17 protein-coding genes are annotated in these 17,240 nt (G+C 66.9%); 7 read left to right on the top strand and 10 right to left on the bottom strand.

The window, feature by feature from the left end; genetic code table 11:
- Nucleotides 1-116: 116 nt before the first annotated feature.
- The 5 genes from secY (at nt 117) to IFT67_RS05135 (ending at nt 6,092) form a co-directional block, all read left to right on the top strand.
- Nucleotides 117-1,481, top strand: a complete 1,365-nt coding sequence (gene secY, locus IFT67_RS05155; RefSeq protein ID WP_055872627.1) for a preprotein translocase subunit SecY — start codon at nt 117-119, stop codon at nt 1,479-1,481.
- Between the two features lie 52 nt (nt 1,482-1,533).
- Nucleotides 1,534-2,184 (top strand): adenylate kinase, encoded by a 651-nt coding sequence (locus IFT67_RS05150; protein WP_192145304.1) that lies wholly within the window; start codon nt 1,534-1,536, stop codon nt 2,182-2,184.
- Between the two features lie 440 nt (nt 2,185-2,624).
- Complete coding sequence (locus IFT67_RS05145) at nt 2,625-3,317, top strand: winged helix-turn-helix domain-containing protein (protein ID WP_274602674.1); 693 nt, start codon at nt 2,625-2,627, stop codon at nt 3,315-3,317.
- Nucleotides 3,314-4,660 carry a sensor histidine kinase gene (locus IFT67_RS05140; RefSeq protein WP_056486867.1) on the top strand — a complete coding sequence of 449 codons (1,347 nt, stop codon included), beginning with the start codon at nt 3,314-3,316 and terminating at the stop codon, nt 4,658-4,660. Before IFT67_RS05145 ends, IFT67_RS05140 begins: the two co-directional genes overlap by 4 nt.
- Nucleotides 4,661-4,832: 172 nt before the next feature.
- Nucleotides 4,833-6,092: an MFS transporter gene (locus IFT67_RS05135; protein WP_192145300.1), complete on the top strand. Its 1,260-nt coding sequence runs from the start codon at nt 4,833-4,835 to the stop codon at nt 6,090-6,092.
- Between the two features lie 33 nt (nt 6,093-6,125).
- On the opposite strand, the gene rsmD is transcribed toward IFT67_RS05135, so the two are convergent.
- Together rsmD and IFT67_RS05125 are read right to left on the bottom strand one after the other, a co-directional pair.
- On the bottom strand, nt 6,126-6,668 hold the full coding sequence (gene rsmD, locus IFT67_RS05130; protein WP_192145299.1) for a 16S rRNA (guanine(966)-N(2))-methyltransferase RsmD: 543 nt from the start codon (nt 6,666-6,668) through the stop codon (nt 6,126-6,128).
- Nucleotides 6,668-8,248 carry a pseudouridine synthase gene (locus IFT67_RS05125; RefSeq protein WP_192145297.1) on the bottom strand — a complete coding sequence of 527 codons (1,581 nt, stop codon included), beginning with the start codon at nt 8,246-8,248 and terminating at the stop codon, nt 6,668-6,670. Before IFT67_RS05125 ends, rsmD begins: the two co-directional genes overlap by 1 nt.
- A gap of 120 nt (nt 8,249-8,368) precedes the next feature.
- Here IFT67_RS05125 and IFT67_RS05120 point away from each other — a divergent pair, with 120 nt between their 5' ends.
- Together IFT67_RS05120 and IFT67_RS05115 are read left to right on the top strand one after the other, a co-directional pair.
- Complete coding sequence (locus IFT67_RS05120; RefSeq protein WP_056060487.1) at nt 8,369-8,800, top strand: response regulator; 432 nt, start codon at nt 8,369-8,371, stop codon at nt 8,798-8,800.
- An 87-nt stretch (nt 8,801-8,887) separates the two neighbouring features.
- Complete coding sequence (locus IFT67_RS05115) at nt 8,888-10,219, top strand: AmpG family muropeptide MFS transporter (protein ID WP_107961655.1); 1,332 nt, start codon at nt 8,888-8,890, stop codon at nt 10,217-10,219.
- Between the two features lie 7 nt (nt 10,220-10,226).
- Here the strand turns inward: IFT67_RS05115 and IFT67_RS05110 are convergent, their stop codons facing one another.
- The 8 genes from IFT67_RS05110 to IFT67_RS05075 all read right to left on the bottom strand — a co-directional run bounded on the left by IFT67_RS05110 (nt 10,227) and on the right by IFT67_RS05075 (nt 17,138).
- Complete coding sequence (locus IFT67_RS05110; protein WP_244186687.1) at nt 10,227-10,703, bottom strand: DUF6628 family protein; 477 nt, start codon at nt 10,701-10,703, stop codon at nt 10,227-10,229.
- A 68-nt stretch (nt 10,704-10,771) separates the two neighbouring features.
- Nucleotides 10,772-12,091: a bifunctional folylpolyglutamate synthase/dihydrofolate synthase gene (locus tag IFT67_RS05105; RefSeq protein WP_192145295.1), complete on the bottom strand. Its 1,320-nt coding sequence runs from the start codon at nt 12,089-12,091 to the stop codon at nt 10,772-10,774.
- A gap of 122 nt (nt 12,092-12,213) precedes the next feature.
- On the bottom strand, nt 12,214-13,065 hold the full coding sequence (gene accD, locus IFT67_RS05100; RefSeq protein WP_056486848.1) for an acetyl-CoA carboxylase, carboxyltransferase subunit beta: 852 nt from the start codon (nt 13,063-13,065) through the stop codon (nt 12,214-12,216).
- Entirely contained in the window at nt 13,062-13,874 is an 813-nt protein-coding gene (trpA, locus tag IFT67_RS05095) for a tryptophan synthase subunit alpha (protein ID WP_192145293.1), read from the bottom strand. Before trpA ends, accD begins: the two co-directional genes overlap by 4 nt.
- 124 nt (nt 13,875-13,998) lie before the next feature.
- On the bottom strand, nt 13,999-15,240 hold the full coding sequence (gene trpB, locus IFT67_RS05090; RefSeq protein ID WP_132898051.1) for a tryptophan synthase subunit beta: 1,242 nt from the start codon (nt 15,238-15,240) through the stop codon (nt 13,999-14,001).
- 162 nt (nt 15,241-15,402) lie between these two features.
- Nucleotides 15,403-16,038 carry a phosphoribosylanthranilate isomerase gene (locus IFT67_RS05085; RefSeq protein WP_192145291.1) on the bottom strand — a complete coding sequence of 212 codons (636 nt, stop codon included), beginning with the start codon at nt 16,036-16,038 and terminating at the stop codon, nt 15,403-15,405.
- A 63-nt stretch (nt 16,039-16,101) separates the two neighbouring features.
- Nucleotides 16,102-16,776 (bottom strand): orotidine-5'-phosphate decarboxylase, encoded by a 675-nt coding sequence (gene pyrF / locus IFT67_RS05080; RefSeq protein WP_192145289.1) that lies wholly within the window; start codon nt 16,774-16,776, stop codon nt 16,102-16,104.
- The gene (locus IFT67_RS05075) at nt 16,776-17,138 is read right to left on the bottom strand and encodes a lipopolysaccharide assembly protein LapA domain-containing protein (RefSeq protein WP_192145287.1); all 363 of its coding nucleotides are present in this window, start codon (nt 17,136-17,138) and stop codon (nt 16,776-16,778) included. The genes pyrF and IFT67_RS05075 overlap by 1 nt, the downstream gene beginning before the upstream one ends.
- Between the last annotated feature and the right edge of the window lie 102 nt (nt 17,139-17,240).

Raw genomic sequence — 17,240 nt, 5'->3', positions numbered from 1 at the left:
CATGGGGCGACCGGAAGTAGCCTTAGCCATTAGACAAGCGCGCCCGTGCGCCTATATGAGCGGCGGGGGCGGTCACAACGCATCCCGCCTTCTTTGTTTCCAGGACGATCACACGCATGGCATCCGCAGCCGACCAGATGGCGCAAAGCATCAGCCTTTCGAAATTCGCGAAGGCGACCGACCTCAAGAAGCGGTTGTGGTTCACGATCGGTGCGCTGATCATTTTCCGCCTGCTCAGCTATGTCCCGCTGCCGGGTGTCGACCCGACCGCGCTCGGCCTGCTTTCGCAGCAGACGCAGGGCGGCGTGCTCGATTTCTTCAACACCTTCTCGGGTGGCTCGCTCAGCCGCATGTCGCTGATCGCGCTCGGCGTGATGCCCTACATCACCGCCTCGATCGTGGTGCAGCTCGCGACCTCGCTGTCGCCGACGCTCGCCGCTATCAAGAAGGACGGTGAATCGGGTCGCAAGCGCCTCAACCAGTACACGCGCTACGGCACCGTCGGCCTGACCGCGGTGCAGGGCTATTTCATCGCCGTCGGCCTTGAGACGCTCGGCGCCGCACAGGGCATCCAGGCGGTCATCGAGCCCGGCATGATGTTCCGTGTCGCCGCGGTCATCTCGCTGATCGGCGGTACGATGTTCCTGATGTGGCTCGGCGAGCAGATCACGAGCCGCGGCATCGGCAACGGTGTCTCGCTGATCATCATGGCCGGCATCGTCGCGCATCTGCCTGTCACGCTCGTCAACCTGCTCGAAGGCGGTCGCTCGGGTTCGCTCGATCCGATCAAGCTGATCGGCATCGTCGTCGCAGTGGTCGTGCTGATCCTCTTCATCTGCTTCATGGAGCGCGCGCAGCGCCGCATCCTGATCCAGTATCCCAAGCGCCAGACGCAGCGCGGCATGCAGGCCGATCGCAGCCATCTGCCGCTCAAGATCAACACCGCCGGCGTCATCCCGCCGATCTTCGCGTCGTCGCTGCTGCTGATGCCGCTGACGATTTCGCAGTTCGCCGGTCAGCGCGTCGCGGGTGAGTCGAAGTGGGGTGATTTCATCATCACGCTGAACCAGTATCTGCAGCACGGCTCGCCCGTGTACATGCTGCTGTACGGCGCCGGCATTATCTTCTTCTCGTTCTTCTACACCGCGGTCGTCTTCAACCCCGAGGAAACCGCCGACAACCTGAAGCGCAACGGCGGGTTCATCCCCGGCATCCGTCCGGGCAAGAACACCGAGAATTACTTCGATTACGTGCTGACGCGCATCACCGTGATCGGTGCGGCGTATCTGACGATCATCTGCCTGTTGCCCGAGTATCTGGTGACCGCGTTGCAGATCCCGTTCTACCTTGGTGGCACCAGCCTGCTGATCGTCGTCAACGTGACTATGGACACGGTGACCCAGATCCAGTCGCATTTGCTGGCGCACCAGTATGGCGACCTGATCAAGAAGGCGAAGCTCAAGGGCAATCGACTTCGTTAAGCCGCGGGTCTAACGCGGTAAAAATCCTGCACGAACGAGGGGAGTGCGTTTCGTGAATATCATCCTTCTTGGACCGCCCGGCGCGGGCAAGGGCACGCAAGCCGCCACGCTCGTCAACGAGCGCGGCATGGTCCAGCTTTCGACCGGCGACATGCTGCGCGCAGCGGTTGCCGCCGGAACGCCGGTCGGCCTCCAGGCGAAATCCGTGATGGAGTCCGGCGGTCTCGTGTCTGACGAGATCGTTTCGGGCATCATCGGCGAGCGTCTCGACCAGCCGGACACGGCCAACGGCGTCATCTTCGACGGCTATCCGCGCACCGCCGCGCAGGCCGAAGCGCTCGACGGTCTGCTCGCCGATCGTGGTCGTACGCTCGACTACGTCATCGAACTGGGCGTCGACGAAGCCGCGCTGATCGACCGCGTCGTCGGCCGCTACACGTGCGCGAAGTGCGGTACGGGCTATCACGATCGCTACAAGAAGCCGGTCGTTGCCGGCGTCTGCGACGTCTGCGGCTCGACGGAGTTCAAGCGCCGTCCCGACGACAACGCTGAGACGGTCCACAACCGCATGGCCGAATACCGCGCGAAGACGGCACCGATCCTGCCGATCTATGACGCCCGAGGCCTGGTCAACCGGGTCGACGGCATGGCCGACATCGCGCACGTCGGCTCGGCGATCGCTGCGATTCTAGACGCTAAGTAAGGGCGCGCCCCGGGGGACATGACGCCGGGTGCGGCGGATCGCGCATGGATCGGCCGCACCCTCATCCGTCATCCCGGCGAACGCCGGGACCCACGGATACGGCGGACCCTGTGATGGCGCGCGCCCACTACCCCCTCCGCAACCATGGGTCCCGGCGTCCGCCGGGATGACGGGGGGGCATCGGGTGCCCGCGTCTTGAAGTGCCTTATTGAACAACATCAACATGACGAAATTGTCACCCCTCGGTCATCGCCCTGACCCCCGCCCGATCCTAGAACGAACACGTGGCCAGCAACGGCCGCATGAGTTTCCAGAGATCGGTGCCCGTCACTCCCGGGGGTACCGTGGGGGCCGGCGGGAAGGGTTCTTTCCGCCGGCCTTTCCGTTTATAAGGGCAGGAGATGGTGACCGAAATCGGTGGCAGGGAAGGTGATACCGCGTTGAGCCGCAAGATCCTGATCGTCGAGGACGACGCCTCAACATCCGCCTATCTTGCCAAGGGCTTGGCTGAGGCCGGCCATGCAATCGAAGCCTGTGCAGACGGCCGCGACGGCCTGTTCCTCGCCAGCGAAGGCATCTTCGACCTCATTATCGCGGACCGCATGTTGCCGGGCCTGGATGGCCTGTCGATGGTCAGCGCGATTCGCGCGGCTGGCATCGCCACGCCGGTTCTGATCCTGTCCGCGCTCGCCGCCGTCGACGACCGCGTCGATGGCCTCAAGGCCGGCGCCGACGATTATCTGTGCAAGCCCTTCTCGTTCGCCGAGCTCTCCGCACGGATCGAGGCCATGCTACGCCGCTCCGATCGTGCCGCGACAGAGCCGCAAAAGACGAAGCTGTCCGTCGGTGACCTTGAAATCGACCTGCTCGCCCGTGCCGTCTCGCGCGCTGGTCGCTCGATTCCGCTCGGCGCGCGCGAATTCAATTTGCTCGAGTTCCTTGCCCGTCACGCCGGCCAGGTCGTGACCCGCACGATGATGCTCGAGAAGATCTGGAACTACCATTTCGACCCGGGCTCGAACGTCGTCGACGTGCACATCGGTCGCCTCCGCCGCAAGCTCGAGGAAGGCTTCTCGACGCCGATCCTCCACACGGTCCGCGGCGCAGGCTACCGGCTCGCCGTAGAAGGGTGATTCGCCTTTCGGTAACAGCCCGAATCGCGCTGCTCTCGATCGCCCTGGCGCTGATCTCCAACCTCGCGCTGGTCGGCTTCGTCTGGAAGACCACCAGCGCGGATGCGATCGACGCGATCCGGCGCGAGACCACCGAACAATCGGAAGCCTTGCGCGCGGTCTGGCGTAACGGGGGCCTCCCCGCGATCCGCCAGGCGATCGACAGCGCGGTCGTCCCCGGCGACGTCTCGCTCGTGCTTGCGGTGGTCGACCCGAAGGGCAGGGCAGTTGTCGGCATCGCCCCGGAACGCCTCGCCGTCCCGCTTCGCATCACGCAGTTCCGGATTGCGCGACTTGGTGCCGACGAACTGTGGTCGGCGCGCGAGACTGGGTACGCGCTCCATCCACTCGGCAGCTACTGGCTACTGACCGGCCGCAATCTCGACCTGATCGCCGCGGAGGAACGCGCAATCGAACGCGCGCTCGCGGTTGCCGTGTTCCTGTCGCTCGCGCTGGGCGTGGTCGGCGGGCTCGTCCTGACGCGCTACGTCAGCCGCCGGCTCGACGGCATCGCGAAGGCGATCGAGGCGGCCGGCGAAGGCGACCTGTCTCGCCGCGTCGACATGATCGCGGGCGGGGGTGACGCGTTCGACCGCCTTGCCGCCCGCCTCAACGTCATGCTGGGCAAGCTCGAAGGCGTGATGGCCGAACTGCGGATCGTCACCGACAGCCTAGCGCACGACCTCCGCTCCCCGCTTGCGCGGCTGCGGACCAAGACCGAGCAGGCGGTGCTGATCGCCGATCCCGACGCTCGGGAAGCGGCGCTGGGCGGCCTCTTGGTCGAAACCGACCTGGTGATGCGGATGCTGACGATGGTGATCGAGATCAGCCGCTCGGGCTCGGTCTCGCGCGACCGCTTCATCGAGGTCTCGCCGGCGAACCTGCTGGAGGAGATCGGCGAACTCTACGCGCCCGTCGCGGAGGATGCCGGCCTCGTTTTCACGATCGCGATCGACGACCGCCCTCCGCCGATGAAGCTGCACCGTGAACTCATCAGCCAGGCAATCACCAACCTCATCGACAACGCGCTCCGCCACGGCGCCGGCGGTGGCGAGGTGACGCTGAGGATCGTCCACCGCACCGATGGCGTGGCGATCCAAGTCGAGGACCGCGGCCCCGGCATCGCCGCCTCCGACCGCGCCCAGGCGCTGAAGCGCTTCGGCCGCCTCGACAGCGCCCGATCGACGCCCGGTGCTGGCCTCGGCATGGCCCTGATCGAAGCCGTCGCGCGCCTGCACGACGGCCATTTCGAACTCGCCGACAACGCCCCCGGCCTCGTCGCACGCATAGTCCTCCCAGTCTGATCCTCCCCGGCAAGGGGGAGGTGGCTGGCGCTTGCCAGACGGAGGGGGAGGAAAGGGTAACCTCGGTTGCGTGTCCTCCCCCTCCGTCGCTACGCGCCACCTCCCCCTGGCGGGGGAGGATTGCAAGCCGCAATCGGTTGACCGGAACCGCCTCCCCGGCGAGACCGTGTCCATGACGACGCTTGCCTCCCACCGCCGCATCCTCGCCGCCAGCCTGGTCGGCACCGCGGTCGAGTTCTACGATTTCTATATCTACGCGACCGCCGCGGCACTGGTGTTCGGGCCGCTGTTCTTTTCGGGCCAGTCCGCGTCGGCGCAGTTGCTGTTGAGCTATGCGACGTTCGGCCTCGCCTTCGTCGCCCGCCCTGTCGGAGCGATCGTGTTCGGGCACTTCGGTGATCGCATCGGGCGCAAGTCCACCTTAGTCGCGTCGCTGTTGCTGATGGGCGGATCGACCGTCGGCATCGCGTTCCTGCCGACTTACGCGCAGGTGGGCTGGATCGCCCCCGCGCTGTTGTGCCTGATGCGGCTGGGGCAGGGGCTCGGGCTTGGCGGCGAATGGGGCGGGGCGGCGTTGCTCGCGGTCGAGAATGCGCCGCCGCACCGCAAGAACACCTGGGGGATGTTCCCGCCGCTTGGTGCCCCGGTTGGCTTCCTCGCCGCCAACGGACTGTTCCTGGTCATCGGGCTAGTGCTCGACGAAGCGCAGTTCATCGCCTGGGGCTGGCGCATCCCGTTCCTGCTTAGCGCGATTCTCGTCGGACTTGGCCTGTGGGTGCGGCTGAAGCTGACCGAGACTTCCGCCTTCCTGGAAGCGGAGGCTACCGAGGCACTCCCCAAGGTACCGATCGCAACGCTTCTCACGCAGCACCTCCGCGCGACGCTGGCTGGCACGTTCGGCGTCATCGCATGCTTCGCGCTGTTCTACCTCGCGACCGCGTTCGCGCTTGGCTACGGCACCAAGACGCTCGGCTATTCGCGCGAGGCGTTCCTCGGTGTCGAACTCGTCGCGATCTGGTTCCTGGCAGGCGGCGTTATCGTGGCCAGCGTTCTAGCGGACCGTCATTCCGCGGCACGGATGCTCGCGATCGGATTTGCCGGGTGCATCGGCGTCGGCGCGCTGATGGGGCCGATGCTGGGCTCGGGATCGCTGTTCACGGTGTGGCTGTGGCTGTCGGGCGCGCTGTTCGTGATGGGGTTCGCCTACGGCCCGCTCGGTGGCTGGCTGCCGAGCCTGTTTCCGGCGGGGGTGCGCTACACCGGCGTGTCGATGACGTTCAACCTTGGCGGCGTGCTTGGCGGTGCGCTTGCGCCGATCGTCGCGGAGGCACTGGCCCCGCATGGGTTGTGGCTGGTCGGCGGGTATCTGATGGCGGCCGGGGTGCTGAGCCTTGGCGGGCTGCTGATCCTCGGCCGCACGACCGACAAATAGAATGCTCTCCCGCCTCTGCGGGAGAGCATGCCTTTACGCCGACACTGGCCGCAAGAGCGTCAGCCGCGCCTTACCGTGCACGCGCGTGGCGTCGACCTCGAAGCCGGGCAGTTCGACGACTTCGGCCTTCGCCGTCTCCAGGCTGATCCAAGTCGCCGACCCGACCCAACCCAGCCGCGACAGCTTGTCGAGCGCGACCAGTCCGGCCCCGGTGTTGTAGGGCGGATCCATCAGGATCACGTCGAGCGGCGCCGGTGCGGGCCCGAGCGCCATCACCGACGTCGCGCGGACATCACCGCGGATTTCCAGCTTGGCGAGGTTCGCCTTCAGCGCGTCGACCGCCAGCTTGTCCGATTCGACGAACATGCACGTCGCCGCGCCGCGTGAGAGTGCCTCGATGCCGAGCGCGCCCGAGCCTGCGAACAGATCGGCGACCGCCAACCCTTCGAAGCTCCCGACGCGGCTCGTCAGCATCGAGAACAACGTCTCGCGCATCCGGTCGGCGGTGGGACGGGTGGTGTCACCCTTGGGCGCGGCGATCTGACGGCCGCGGTACAGTCCTGCGATGATCCGCATCAGCGCTTCCCTCCACGTGGTGCACGGGGCGGATGACCGCGCCCTCCCGACGGACCCTTGCCAGGCGCTGCGGGACGACTGCCTCGTTCAGGCCGCGCCGGACCCTCCGATCGCACGGGCCGTGGCTCGGCACCCGGACGCCCGCTGGCACTCCGCGCCGCGCGTTTGTCGAGCGAGCTACGTCCCCGCGAATCGTCGGCTTGCGGACGGAAGCCCCGCGGTTGCTCCTGACGCTGCACGGTAGCGCCCGCGCCGACGCGCGACGGCGCAGCGCGCTCCCGCGGTGGCTTGGCGGCGCGGAAATGCTTGATCTTGGGGCTCGTGCTCAGTTCCTCGCCGCGATCCGCACGCTCTTGGCGCACATAGGGCTTGGACATCTCGCCACTCGTCGGCCGGGCGTGATGCGTTCCCGTCGGCCGAGCGGCATTCCGCGCGTCCGGCCGCGCCCAGGGATCATTGACGTCGCCGCGTTGCATCGCCGCGGTCGGACGGATCCGCTCCGGACGTGCCGGTCGCGAAGGCCGATCGGTCGGTACCGCGCCACTAGAAAAGCCAGAGCTTGCAGGTGCCGCATACGGACTGCGAACCGGCGTACGCGCACCAACAGCAGGCCGCGCACCCGAAACCGGACGCGCACCCGGCGCCGGCCGTGCCGCCGGAGCAGGCCGCGGCGCGTTGCTGCCACGCTGGCTAGACCGCGCGCCGATTCCTGCCCCGGCACCGGCGCTCGCACTGATACCGATGTTCGCCCGTGCACCCGGACCCTCGGGTCGACCCTTCGCCAGTTCCTTCTGGAACGCGACGACGTCATGCTGCAGCACCTCGCCGATCTGCCCCGGCGGCAGGTCGCCCAGTACGAACGGACCGTAACGTGTCCGGATCAGCCGCGAGACCTGCAACCCGAGATGTTCCAGCACGCGGCGGACTTCACGGTTCTTGCCCTCGGTCAGGATCATCTCGATCCAGACGTTCGCGCCAGTGCGACGCTCGATATTCGCGTTGATCGAGCCGTAGCGCACGCCTTCGATCTCGATACCCTCGATCAGTTCCTCGAGCTGCGGCTGCGTGATGTTGCCGTAAGCGCGCGCGCGATAGGCACGCTCTACGCCGGTCGCGGGCAGTTCGAGCTGGCGCTTGAGCCCACCATCGGTGGTCATCAGCAACAGCCCCTCGGTGTTGAGATCGAGGCGACCGACCGGCACCAGCCGCGGCAATTCGCGGGGCAGGCGGTCGTAGATCGTCGTGCGTCCGGCCGGATCGCGCTCGGTGACGAGCAGCCCGGTCGGCTTGTGATACAGGAACAGCCGCGCCGAACTGGGTGCCTCGACCGGGTCGCCATCGACCGTCACGCCGTTGAGGTTGCGCAGGATGGTCGCAGGCGTGTCGAGAATGCTGCCGTTGAGCGCGACGCGGCCTTCGGCGATCATCCGCTCGATATCGCGGCGCGAGGCGATCCCGGCGCGCGCGAGCAGCTTGGCGATACGGTCGCCCTTGATCGGTGCGGCCGGCGTTTCGGGGGAGGTTGCGGGCGCGTCGTTCGACGGGCTGGCAGTCGGGTTATCGTCTTTTGAAGTCGTCATGGCGCGGCTGATACTATGGATCGGCGTCCAGCGCGAAAATATTTGCGACCGTTCGTGCGGCGGTGCGTTAGAACTCGCGAGCGTAACGACCTCTCGTTCGCGTCCGGGGGCCTGTCGGCAATGTTGTTCGGGAAGAAGAAGCGGCAGATTGTCCGGCTTTTGGTGGTCGAAGACGAACCGCTGGTCGCGTTCGACACCGAATATTTCCTGACCGATGCGAAGTTCACGATCGTCGCGACGATCGACCGGGTCGCTGAGGCCTTGCCGATCCTGGCGAGCGACACGGTGATCGATCTGGTGCTGGTCGACGTGAACCTCGCGGACGGTTCGGGCATCGATGTCGCACGCGCGGCACAGGCCCGTGGCGTGCCGGTGATGTTCGTGACGGGAAGCTGCCCGGTCGAAGCGACCACGCTCGCCGCCGGCTGCATGGCCAAGCCGTACATGCCGCGCGACCTGATCGCGGCGATCGAGGCGATCGAGGCTATGCTTGGCGGTGGTAAGCCGACGCGCGTGCCGTCTGGCTTCACGTTGTTTCCGCGGACGGCGTGACGTTTCCCCACGCTCCATCGCCTGACGGGTAGCGCATCCGCGATTTCCCGTTAGGGTCCGCGCGAGCGAGTGGGGAGCGTAAGTGCGATGAACGGAACCGTAGGCAAGCGCTGGAGCGACGGCTTCCGGCCGTATGCGGAGAAGGCGCCGCTGGGAGCATTGGCGCTCGGCATATCCTCGGGCTTTCCGTATGCGATGATCGGCGCGACGCTGACGACGCGGCTCGCGGCTAGTGGTATCGACAAGAAGACGGTGACGGCGTTCAGCCTCGCCTTCCTTGTCTACAATCTGAAGTTCCTGTGGGCGTGGGTGGTCGATGGCGTCCGGCTGCCGATCATCGGGAGACTGGGCCAACGCGTTTCGTGGTTGATCGTGACCGCCGCGCTTGTCGTCGCGGCGGTGATCAATCTTGCCTTGGTCGATCCTGCCGCGAGCATTGCAGCGACAGCAACCGCGGCGATCCTGGTCGGCGCGGCTGGGGCAACCTTCGACGTCGTGATCGACGCATTCCGGATCGAGACGCTCGAACCTCGCCAACTGGGCGTCGGGTCGGGAATGAGCCAATATGGCTGGCGGATCGGCTCGGCGGGTTCGGGGGCGTTGGCACTGGTCGTTGCCGAGCGCGCCGGGTGGAACGCGGCCTATCTGGCGTGCGTCGTCTTTGCATTGCCCGCGGTCTTGGCGGGTTTGGTGCTGGGCGAGCCCGAACGCCGCCGTCCGCCGATCGAACGCCGCGGTCTCGCGGAGGGCTTTCGCGCGATATGGGGGCCGTTCGTCCAGTTCTTCTCGCGCGAAGGGGCGTTCATCGTCCTCGCCTTCATCCTGATTTTCAAGGTCGGCGACACGCTCGCCAATCTGACGCTGCGGCTGCTGTTCGACGACCTCGGTTTCACCGGCGACGAGATCGCGTTCTACGATGTCGGGATCGGCTTCATCGCCTATCTGGTGGGCATCTTCATCGGTGGCATCCTGTACGCGCGGATGGGTATGAAGCGATCGGTGCTGCTGTCGCTGGTGCTGATGGGCGTCTCGAACCTGTCGTTCGCGGCGCTGGCGGCGGCTGGGCACTCGAACTTCGGCATGGCGGCAGCGATCGGCTTCGAGAACGCGTCGAGCGGTTTTGGCGGCGTCGTCGTGATCGCGTACTTTTCGGCGCTGTGCGATCTGCGCTTCACCGCGGCGCAGTTCGCGCTGATCTCGGCGGCGGCAAGTATCGTCGGACGGATCGTCACCGGCACCACTGCCGGTGCCTTGATCGAGGCATTCGGCTATGTCGATTTCTATCTACTGACGACCGCCCTCGCGCTGCCGGGCATCGTCCTGTTCTGGTGGATGAGTCGGTCGGGGATGATCGACCGTTCGATCGGCAGCGCGGGCGTCGAGGGTGAAGGCGACGCCCGCGCCGGTGATCCGGTCTAGCCCATCGCTACACCGTGATCGGGCGTCCCTCGTCGGCAAACGCCGCTGCGACCGCGGCAGCGCTGGCGAGGACGCCGTCGATGCGACGGACGCCGAGCAAGTCGGCCATAAGATAGCGTGCGATCTCGGGCGCAGTTTCGACGCGCGCGAGCACCGACAGCATCGCCGATTCCGCCGGGGTCATCCGCGCGCAGCAGCACGGGGCGATCGCGATCGTGCCCGCCGAAGTACCGGCAAGGTCAGCCATCAGTGCCCTCAGCAGGACCAGCGGGCGACGGAAGCCTTGCCCGAACGCAGTGAACATCGTGTGCGATGCGCGGGCGTCGGCGAGGCCGTGTGCGCCCATCCGCCGCATCGCGAACAAGGCGATTCGCGCGTTTTCACAAGGCGGTAGCGCATGGGGCAGCAGCGAGGTCGCGCTGGCGATGGTCTGTGTCGAGGCGGCCGTCGAGTTGGTCGTCGAATTGGGGCGGGTATCGGTCATTCACGCGACTCCGTGGTGGTGCCCACAAAGTCGCCCGTTGGTTATTGATAGTCAATAGCAATAAGAACTTAGTCCGGCGGTTGGTCGTTTGCGGCGAGCACTTCACCGGCAAGGTAGAGCGAGCCGGCGATCAGCACGAGTTGCGGCTGGTCGGTTTGTGCGGCGATCGAGCCTAGCGCCTCACTGGGCGTGGCGGCTGTTCCGGCGGTCTTTGCGAACGATCGGGCGAGCGTCGCAAGTTCCTCGGGCGCGTGATGGGCGTGGCCGGGGACGGGGATGGCGATGACGTGGCCGACCGATGGCGATAGGATGCGGATCACGGCGTCCGCGTCCTTGTTCGCGAGCATGCCGAGGACCAGCGTCACCGGGCGGCCCTTGGCGAGCGTCCTCAGCGCACGCGCGACCGGTTGCGCGGCGTTGGGGTTATGTGCGCCGTCGAGCCACAATTCGCTGCCCTCGGGCAATCGCGCGAGCAGCGGGCCATCCGACAATCGCTGCATGCGCCCGGGCCAGTGCGCCCAGTCCGCGGCGGCGCGCATCGCGGCTTCGGGAATGTGCAGCGCGCCTTGGTGACGAAGCATCGCGATCGCGAGCGCGAGGTTGCGAGACTGGTGCGCGCCGACGAGCCGGGGGCGGTTGGTAACGACCGAAAAGCCGGTATCCTCGTAGCGGACGGTCGATCGCGCAGTTTCACTGGTCCAGGCGGTGCCGCGGGTGAACACCGGTGCGCCAACGGCATCGGCGACGGCGGCGATCTTAGCGCGGAGGGCCTTGGGATAGTCCATCGTGACGAGCGGCACGCCGGGCTTGGCGATGCCCGCCTTCTCGCCGGCGATCTCCAGCAGCGTATCGCCGAGGAACGACTGGTGATCGATGCCGAGCGCAGCGATGCCGGTGACGACTGGGGTGGGGATGACGTTGGTCGCGTCGAGCCTGCCGCCGAGCCCGACTTCGACGATCGTCGCAGCGGCGGGCGTGCGCGCGAAGGCAAGGAACGCGGCGGCGGTGGTGACTTCGAAGAAGCTCGCCTGGAGGTCGGCGGCTTGGTCGAGCACTTCCGACAGCAAGGCGGCAAGCAGGTCGTCGTCGATCAGCTTGCCCGCGACGCGGATGCGTTCGTTGAAGCGGACGAGGTGCGGCGAGGAATAGACATGGACGCTGTGCCCGGCAGCCTCGATCGCGGCGCGCAGGAACGCGCAGGTCGAGCCTTTGCCGTTGGTGCCGGCGACGTGGAACACCGGGGGGAGCAAAAGGTGCGGGTCGCCGAGGCGGCTCAGCAGCGCGGTGATGCGCTCGAGGCCGAGAATATCCGCGCCGGGCGACAATGCGGTCAATCGGTCGAGCTGCGCCTGAACTGCGGGCGAGGAAGAAACGGCGTGGTCGGGCATTCTTCTAGGCTCCCTCTCCCCTCCGGGGAGAGGGCTGGGGTGAGGGGCTATACCGGGGCGCGGCGCTGCTGGGCTGCCCCTCACCCCGACCCTCTCCCCGAAGGGGAGAGGGAGTAGGTTCGTTACGCGGCCTCGCGCGCGCTGAGATACCCGATCACCGTACCGAGCTGCTCGCGCAGGTCCTTCCGGTGCACGACCATGTCGATCATCCCGTGCTCGAGATAATATTCGCTCGTCTGGAAATCCTCGGGCAGCTTCTCGCGGATCGTGCTCTCGATCACGCGGCGACCAGTGAACGCCAGCGTCGCCTTGGGCTCCGCGATCTGGACGTCGCCGAGCATCGCATACGCCGCCATCACGCCACCCGAGGTCGGGTCGGTGAGCACGACGATGTACGGCAGCCCGGCATCGTGCAGCATCTGGATCGCGACCGTACTGCGCGGCATCTGCATCAGGCTGAGGATGCCCTCCTGCATGCGCGCGCCACCGCTCGCGGTGAAGATCACGTAGGGAACCCGGTCCTCGATCGCCGCCTCGACGCCGCGAACGAACGCCTCGCCGACGGCCAAGCCCATCGAGCCGCCCATGAAGCCGAAATCCTGCACGCCGACGACGACGCGGTGGCCGTCGATCGCGCCGCGTGCGTTGATCAGCGCGTCCTGCTCGCTGTTGTCGGTCCGTGCCGCCTTGAGGCGATCAGTATACCGCTTCTGGTCACGGAACTTGAGCGGATCCTCGGGGACCTTCGGCGCCGGCAGTTCCGAACAGCTACCCTCGTCGAACAGCTGCGCGAAGCGGATCTTCGGCCCGATGCGGTCGTGGTGATCGCATTTGGGGCAGACATACAGGTTGTCCTCGAGCTCTTTGGTGAAGACCATCTGCCCGCAGCCCTTGCACTTGTGCCAGAGATTCTCGGGCGTCTCGCGCTTCGCGACGAAGGGCAGGACGTTGCGGACGCTGTTGAGCCAGCTCATGCGGGGACCTTTCGTGCGCTCGCGACGGCGTCGGCGAGAGACTTGATATAGGCGCGGACCGGTTCGGCGGCAGCTGCACCGTGCTGCGCGACCAGCTCGACGATCGCCGAGCCGACGACGACGCCGTCCGCAACGCGTGCGACATTGGCGGCCTGCTCAGGCGTGCGGATGCCGAAGCCGACCGCAATCGGGATGTCGGTCTGTGCCTTGAGGCGAGCGACGGCATCCTCGATCGAGGATTGCTGCGCCTGCTGGAGCCCAGTGATGCCCGCGACCGAGACGTAATAGAGGAACCCGCTCGCGCCATCGAGCACGGTCGGCAGGCGGGCAGCATCGGTGGTGGGGGTGGCGAGGCGGATCAGGTCGATCCCGGCGGCACGCAACTGAGGGCCGAGCGCATCGTCTTCCTCGGGCGGCACGTCGACGCAGATCACGCCGTCAACACCAGCGTTGGCAGCCGCCTGCGCGAACCAGTCGGCGCCACGCCGGAGCATCGGGTTGCCATAGCCCATCAGGACCAGCGGCACGTCCGGATGCCGCGCGCGGAAGGCGGTGGCGGTCGCAAGGATGTCCGCGGTGCGCGTCCCTTGCGCAAGGCTGCGGATGTTTGCGGCCTGGATCGCGGGGCCGTCGGCCATCGGATCGGTGAACGGCATGCCGAGCTCGATCGCATCCGCCCCGCCCGCGACGAGCGCGTCAAGAATCGGGCCGGTAGCCTCGGTGGTCGGATCACCCGCGGTGACGAACGCAACGAGCGCAGCGCGACCGGCGGCGGCGGTGCGCGCGAAGGTGCTGGCGAGGCGGCTCACAGCTCCCCTCCCGCTTGCGGGAGGGGTTGGGGGAGGGGCTGACATAGCCACGTATCGAATGTCCGGGGAGCGAACAGGCCCTCCCCCGACCCCTCCCGCAAGCGGGAGGGGAGCAGAAGCGAAGTCATATCGCCACCCCGAGTGCTTCGGCGACGGTAAAGATGTCCTTGTCGCCGCGGCCACACAGGTTCGCCAGGATGATCTGGTCCTGCCGCATCTCGCGCGCCTTCTTCGTCACCGTGGCGATCGCGTGGCTTGGCTCCAACGCGGGGATAATGCCTTCGGTCCGGCACAGCAACTGGAACGCGTCGAGCGCCTCCGTGTCGGTGGCGCTGTCATACTGGACGCGGCCGATGTCGCGCAGCCAAGCATGCTCGGGGCCGATGCCCGGATAATCCAAGCCGGCCGAGATCGAATGAGCCTCGGTGATCTGGCCGTCCTCGTCCTGCAACAGATAGGTCTTGTTGCCGTGGAGCACGCCGGGGAACCCGCCCGCGAGGCTCGCCGCATGCTGCTTGTCGAGCCCGTGACCCGCTGCCTCGACGCCGAGCATCTGCACGTCGGCATCGTCGAGGAACGGGTGGAACAGCCCGATCGCGTTCGAGCCGCCACCGATCGCCGCGACCAGCATGTCGGGCAGGCGACCGACGCGCGCGAGCATCTGCGCCCGCGCCTCGGTGCCGATCACACTCTGGAAATCGCGCACCATCTCGGGATACGGATGCGGGCCCGCAGCGGTGCCGATGATGTAGAAGGTGTCGTGGACGTTGGCGACCCAGTCGCGCATGCCCTCGTTCATCGCGTCCTTGAGCGTGTGCGCGCCCGACGTGACCGGGCGGACTTCGGCGCCGAGCAGCTTCATGCGGAACACGTTGGGGGCCTGACGCTCGACGTCCTTGGCGCCCATGTAGATCACGCAGGGCAGGCCGAAGCGCGCGCAGACCGTGGCGGTGGCGACGCCGTGCTGGCCCGCGCCGGTCTCGGCGATGATCCGCGTCTTGCCCATTCGCATCGCGAGCAGGATCTGACCGATGCAATTGTTGATCTTGTGCGCGCCGGTGTGGTTCAGCTCGTCGCGCTTGAACCAGACCTGCGCGCCCATCCCCTCGGGAGCAGACTCGCGCAAAGCTTCCGTAAGGCGCTCAGCGTAATAGAGCGGGCTCGGGCGGCCGACATAATGCTCGAGCAGATCGTCGAACTGCGCCTTGAAGGCGGGGTCGGCCTTGGCAGCCCGGTACGCTTCGTCGAGTTCGAGGACGAGTGGCATCAGCGTTTCGGCGACATAGCGACCGCCGAAGTCGCCGAAATGGCCGCGCTCGTCGGGCTGGGCGCGGTAGGAGTTGGGGGCGAGGGTGGGAGCGTTCATGCAGGGGCGTTTAGCACTTCGTAAATCGCTGTCACCCCTTCCGTTTCCGCTAAAGACCACCCCGGCGGAGGCCGGGGCCCCATTGGGAAAGGCTTTTTGGAGAGTCGGATGCTCCGTTACCTCGACCTTTCCAATTGGGCCCCGGCCTTCGCCGGGGTGGTGCTAGCGCGCGGCGACCGCTTTCAGGAACGCCGCGATTTTGGCTTCGTCCTTCGCGCCAGGCTCGTTTTCGACGCCGGACGAGACATCGACCAATTCCGCCCCTGTCCGCCGGATCGCTTCCGCGACATTCGCCGGATCGAGCCCGCCCGACAGCGCCCAGGGCAGCGGATGCTTGAACCCGTCGAGCAGGTCCCAATCGAACCGTAACCCCATCCCGCCGGGTAACGCGGCCGAGTCCGGAGTCTTCGCGTCGTACAGTATTCGGTCGGCGACCCCGACGAACCCGTGCGCCGCATCCAGATCGCCGCGCGTGCGAACCGCCACCGCGACCCAGGTCTCGATCCCGAACTTCGCGCGGATCGCGGCGGCGCGTGGCGGTGTTACCTTGTGGAGTTGGAGCACGTCGAGCGCGGCCGACCCTACCGCCTGTTCGAGCATGTCGTCCTCTGGATCGACGAACACGCCGACCTTGGCGACATGGCCCGGTACGCGTGCGGCAAGTTCGGCCGCCTTCGCAAACGTCACGTGGCGGGGCGAGGCGGGAAAGAAGACGAACCCGACATGACTCGCCCCGTGCCGGATCGCAGCGTCGAGCGTGGCGAGCGTGGAGAGGCCGCAGATCTTGGCGGTAGTCATGCTGGTTCCTTCGGCAGCAACACGTCCCGTCCTCCTGACTTTCGTCAGGACGACGGCGGCCGTTCAGAGCGTCGCGGCCATCGCGCGGGCGGCGGTGTCGGGGTCCTCGGCCTGCGTGATCGGGCGACCGACCACCAGGATCGAGGCGCCGGCGTCCATCGCCTGGCGCGGCGTGACGACGCGCTTCTGGTCGCCGATCTGGCCATCGGGAAGGCGCACGCCGGGGACGACGAAGAACCCCTTCGGCCAGATCGCCTTGGCTGCCGCGACTTCGGCACCCGAGCATACGATACCGTCGACGCCTGCCTCGCAGGCAAGCTCGGTCAGGCGCGTGACCTGATCGTGCGCGCTGCCGACTACGCCGGTCGCCGCGAGATCGGACGCGTCCAGGCTCGTCAGCATCGTGACCGCGATGACCTTGGTGCCGATCGGTGCCGCTGCCTTGGCATCCTCCAGCATCGCGCGACCGCCGCTGGCATGGACCGTCAGGATCGCTGGTTCGAGCGCACCCAAGGCCTGCACCGCCTTGGCGACCGTGTTCGGAATGTCGTGCAGCTTCAGGTCGAGGAAGATCGGCAGGCCGAATTCCGCCATCGCGTGCACGCCGGGCTGGCCATGCGCGGAAAAGAATTCGAGGCCGAGCTTGATCCCGCCGACATGATGGCGAACGCGGGTAGCGATGGCCTTGGCGCGGGCGAGGTCGGGCGTGTCGAGCGCGACGAAGATACGGTTGGTCATCAGGCGACGCTCGGCGGAATGGTGGTTGGTGTAACGGTGGGCGGCGTCACGATTGCGGGGGTCTCCGCCGGCACCGCGACCGCCGGCACCGCAACTACTGTCTCGGGCCGCGGCGTACGCAGGTCCGCCAGCGAACGCTCGCACGTCGCGAGGCGCTGACGCAGCCGCCACCGGATCGCGTGATTGTAGATCATCGTCGGGACGAACCCGATCAGGAACGTCACCAGCAGCAGCAGCGGCAGGTTCACGTCGGCGATCAGCCCACCCCAGAGCTGGATCTGCACCGCGTTCCAGTTGCTGATGGTGAACACTGCGGCGATGAACGCCAGCAGGCACCAGAACAGGATTTTCAGGAACTGCATGTGGCCACCTCTATCGCGTCCCTCGGTGCCGAAGCACCGATGGGGACCCGAGAGCTACCGCCAGATCGCCCGTTTGGCCAGTCTTCTGCCGAAGAAGTGCGG

This window comes from Sphingomonas sp. CFBP 13728, from assembly GCF_014841895.1.
Classification (GTDB): Bacteria; Pseudomonadota; Alphaproteobacteria; order Sphingomonadales; family Sphingomonadaceae; genus Sphingomonas.
Note: the sequence above shows the minus strand (reverse complement) of the source record. Positions and strands in the feature narration are given on the sequence as shown.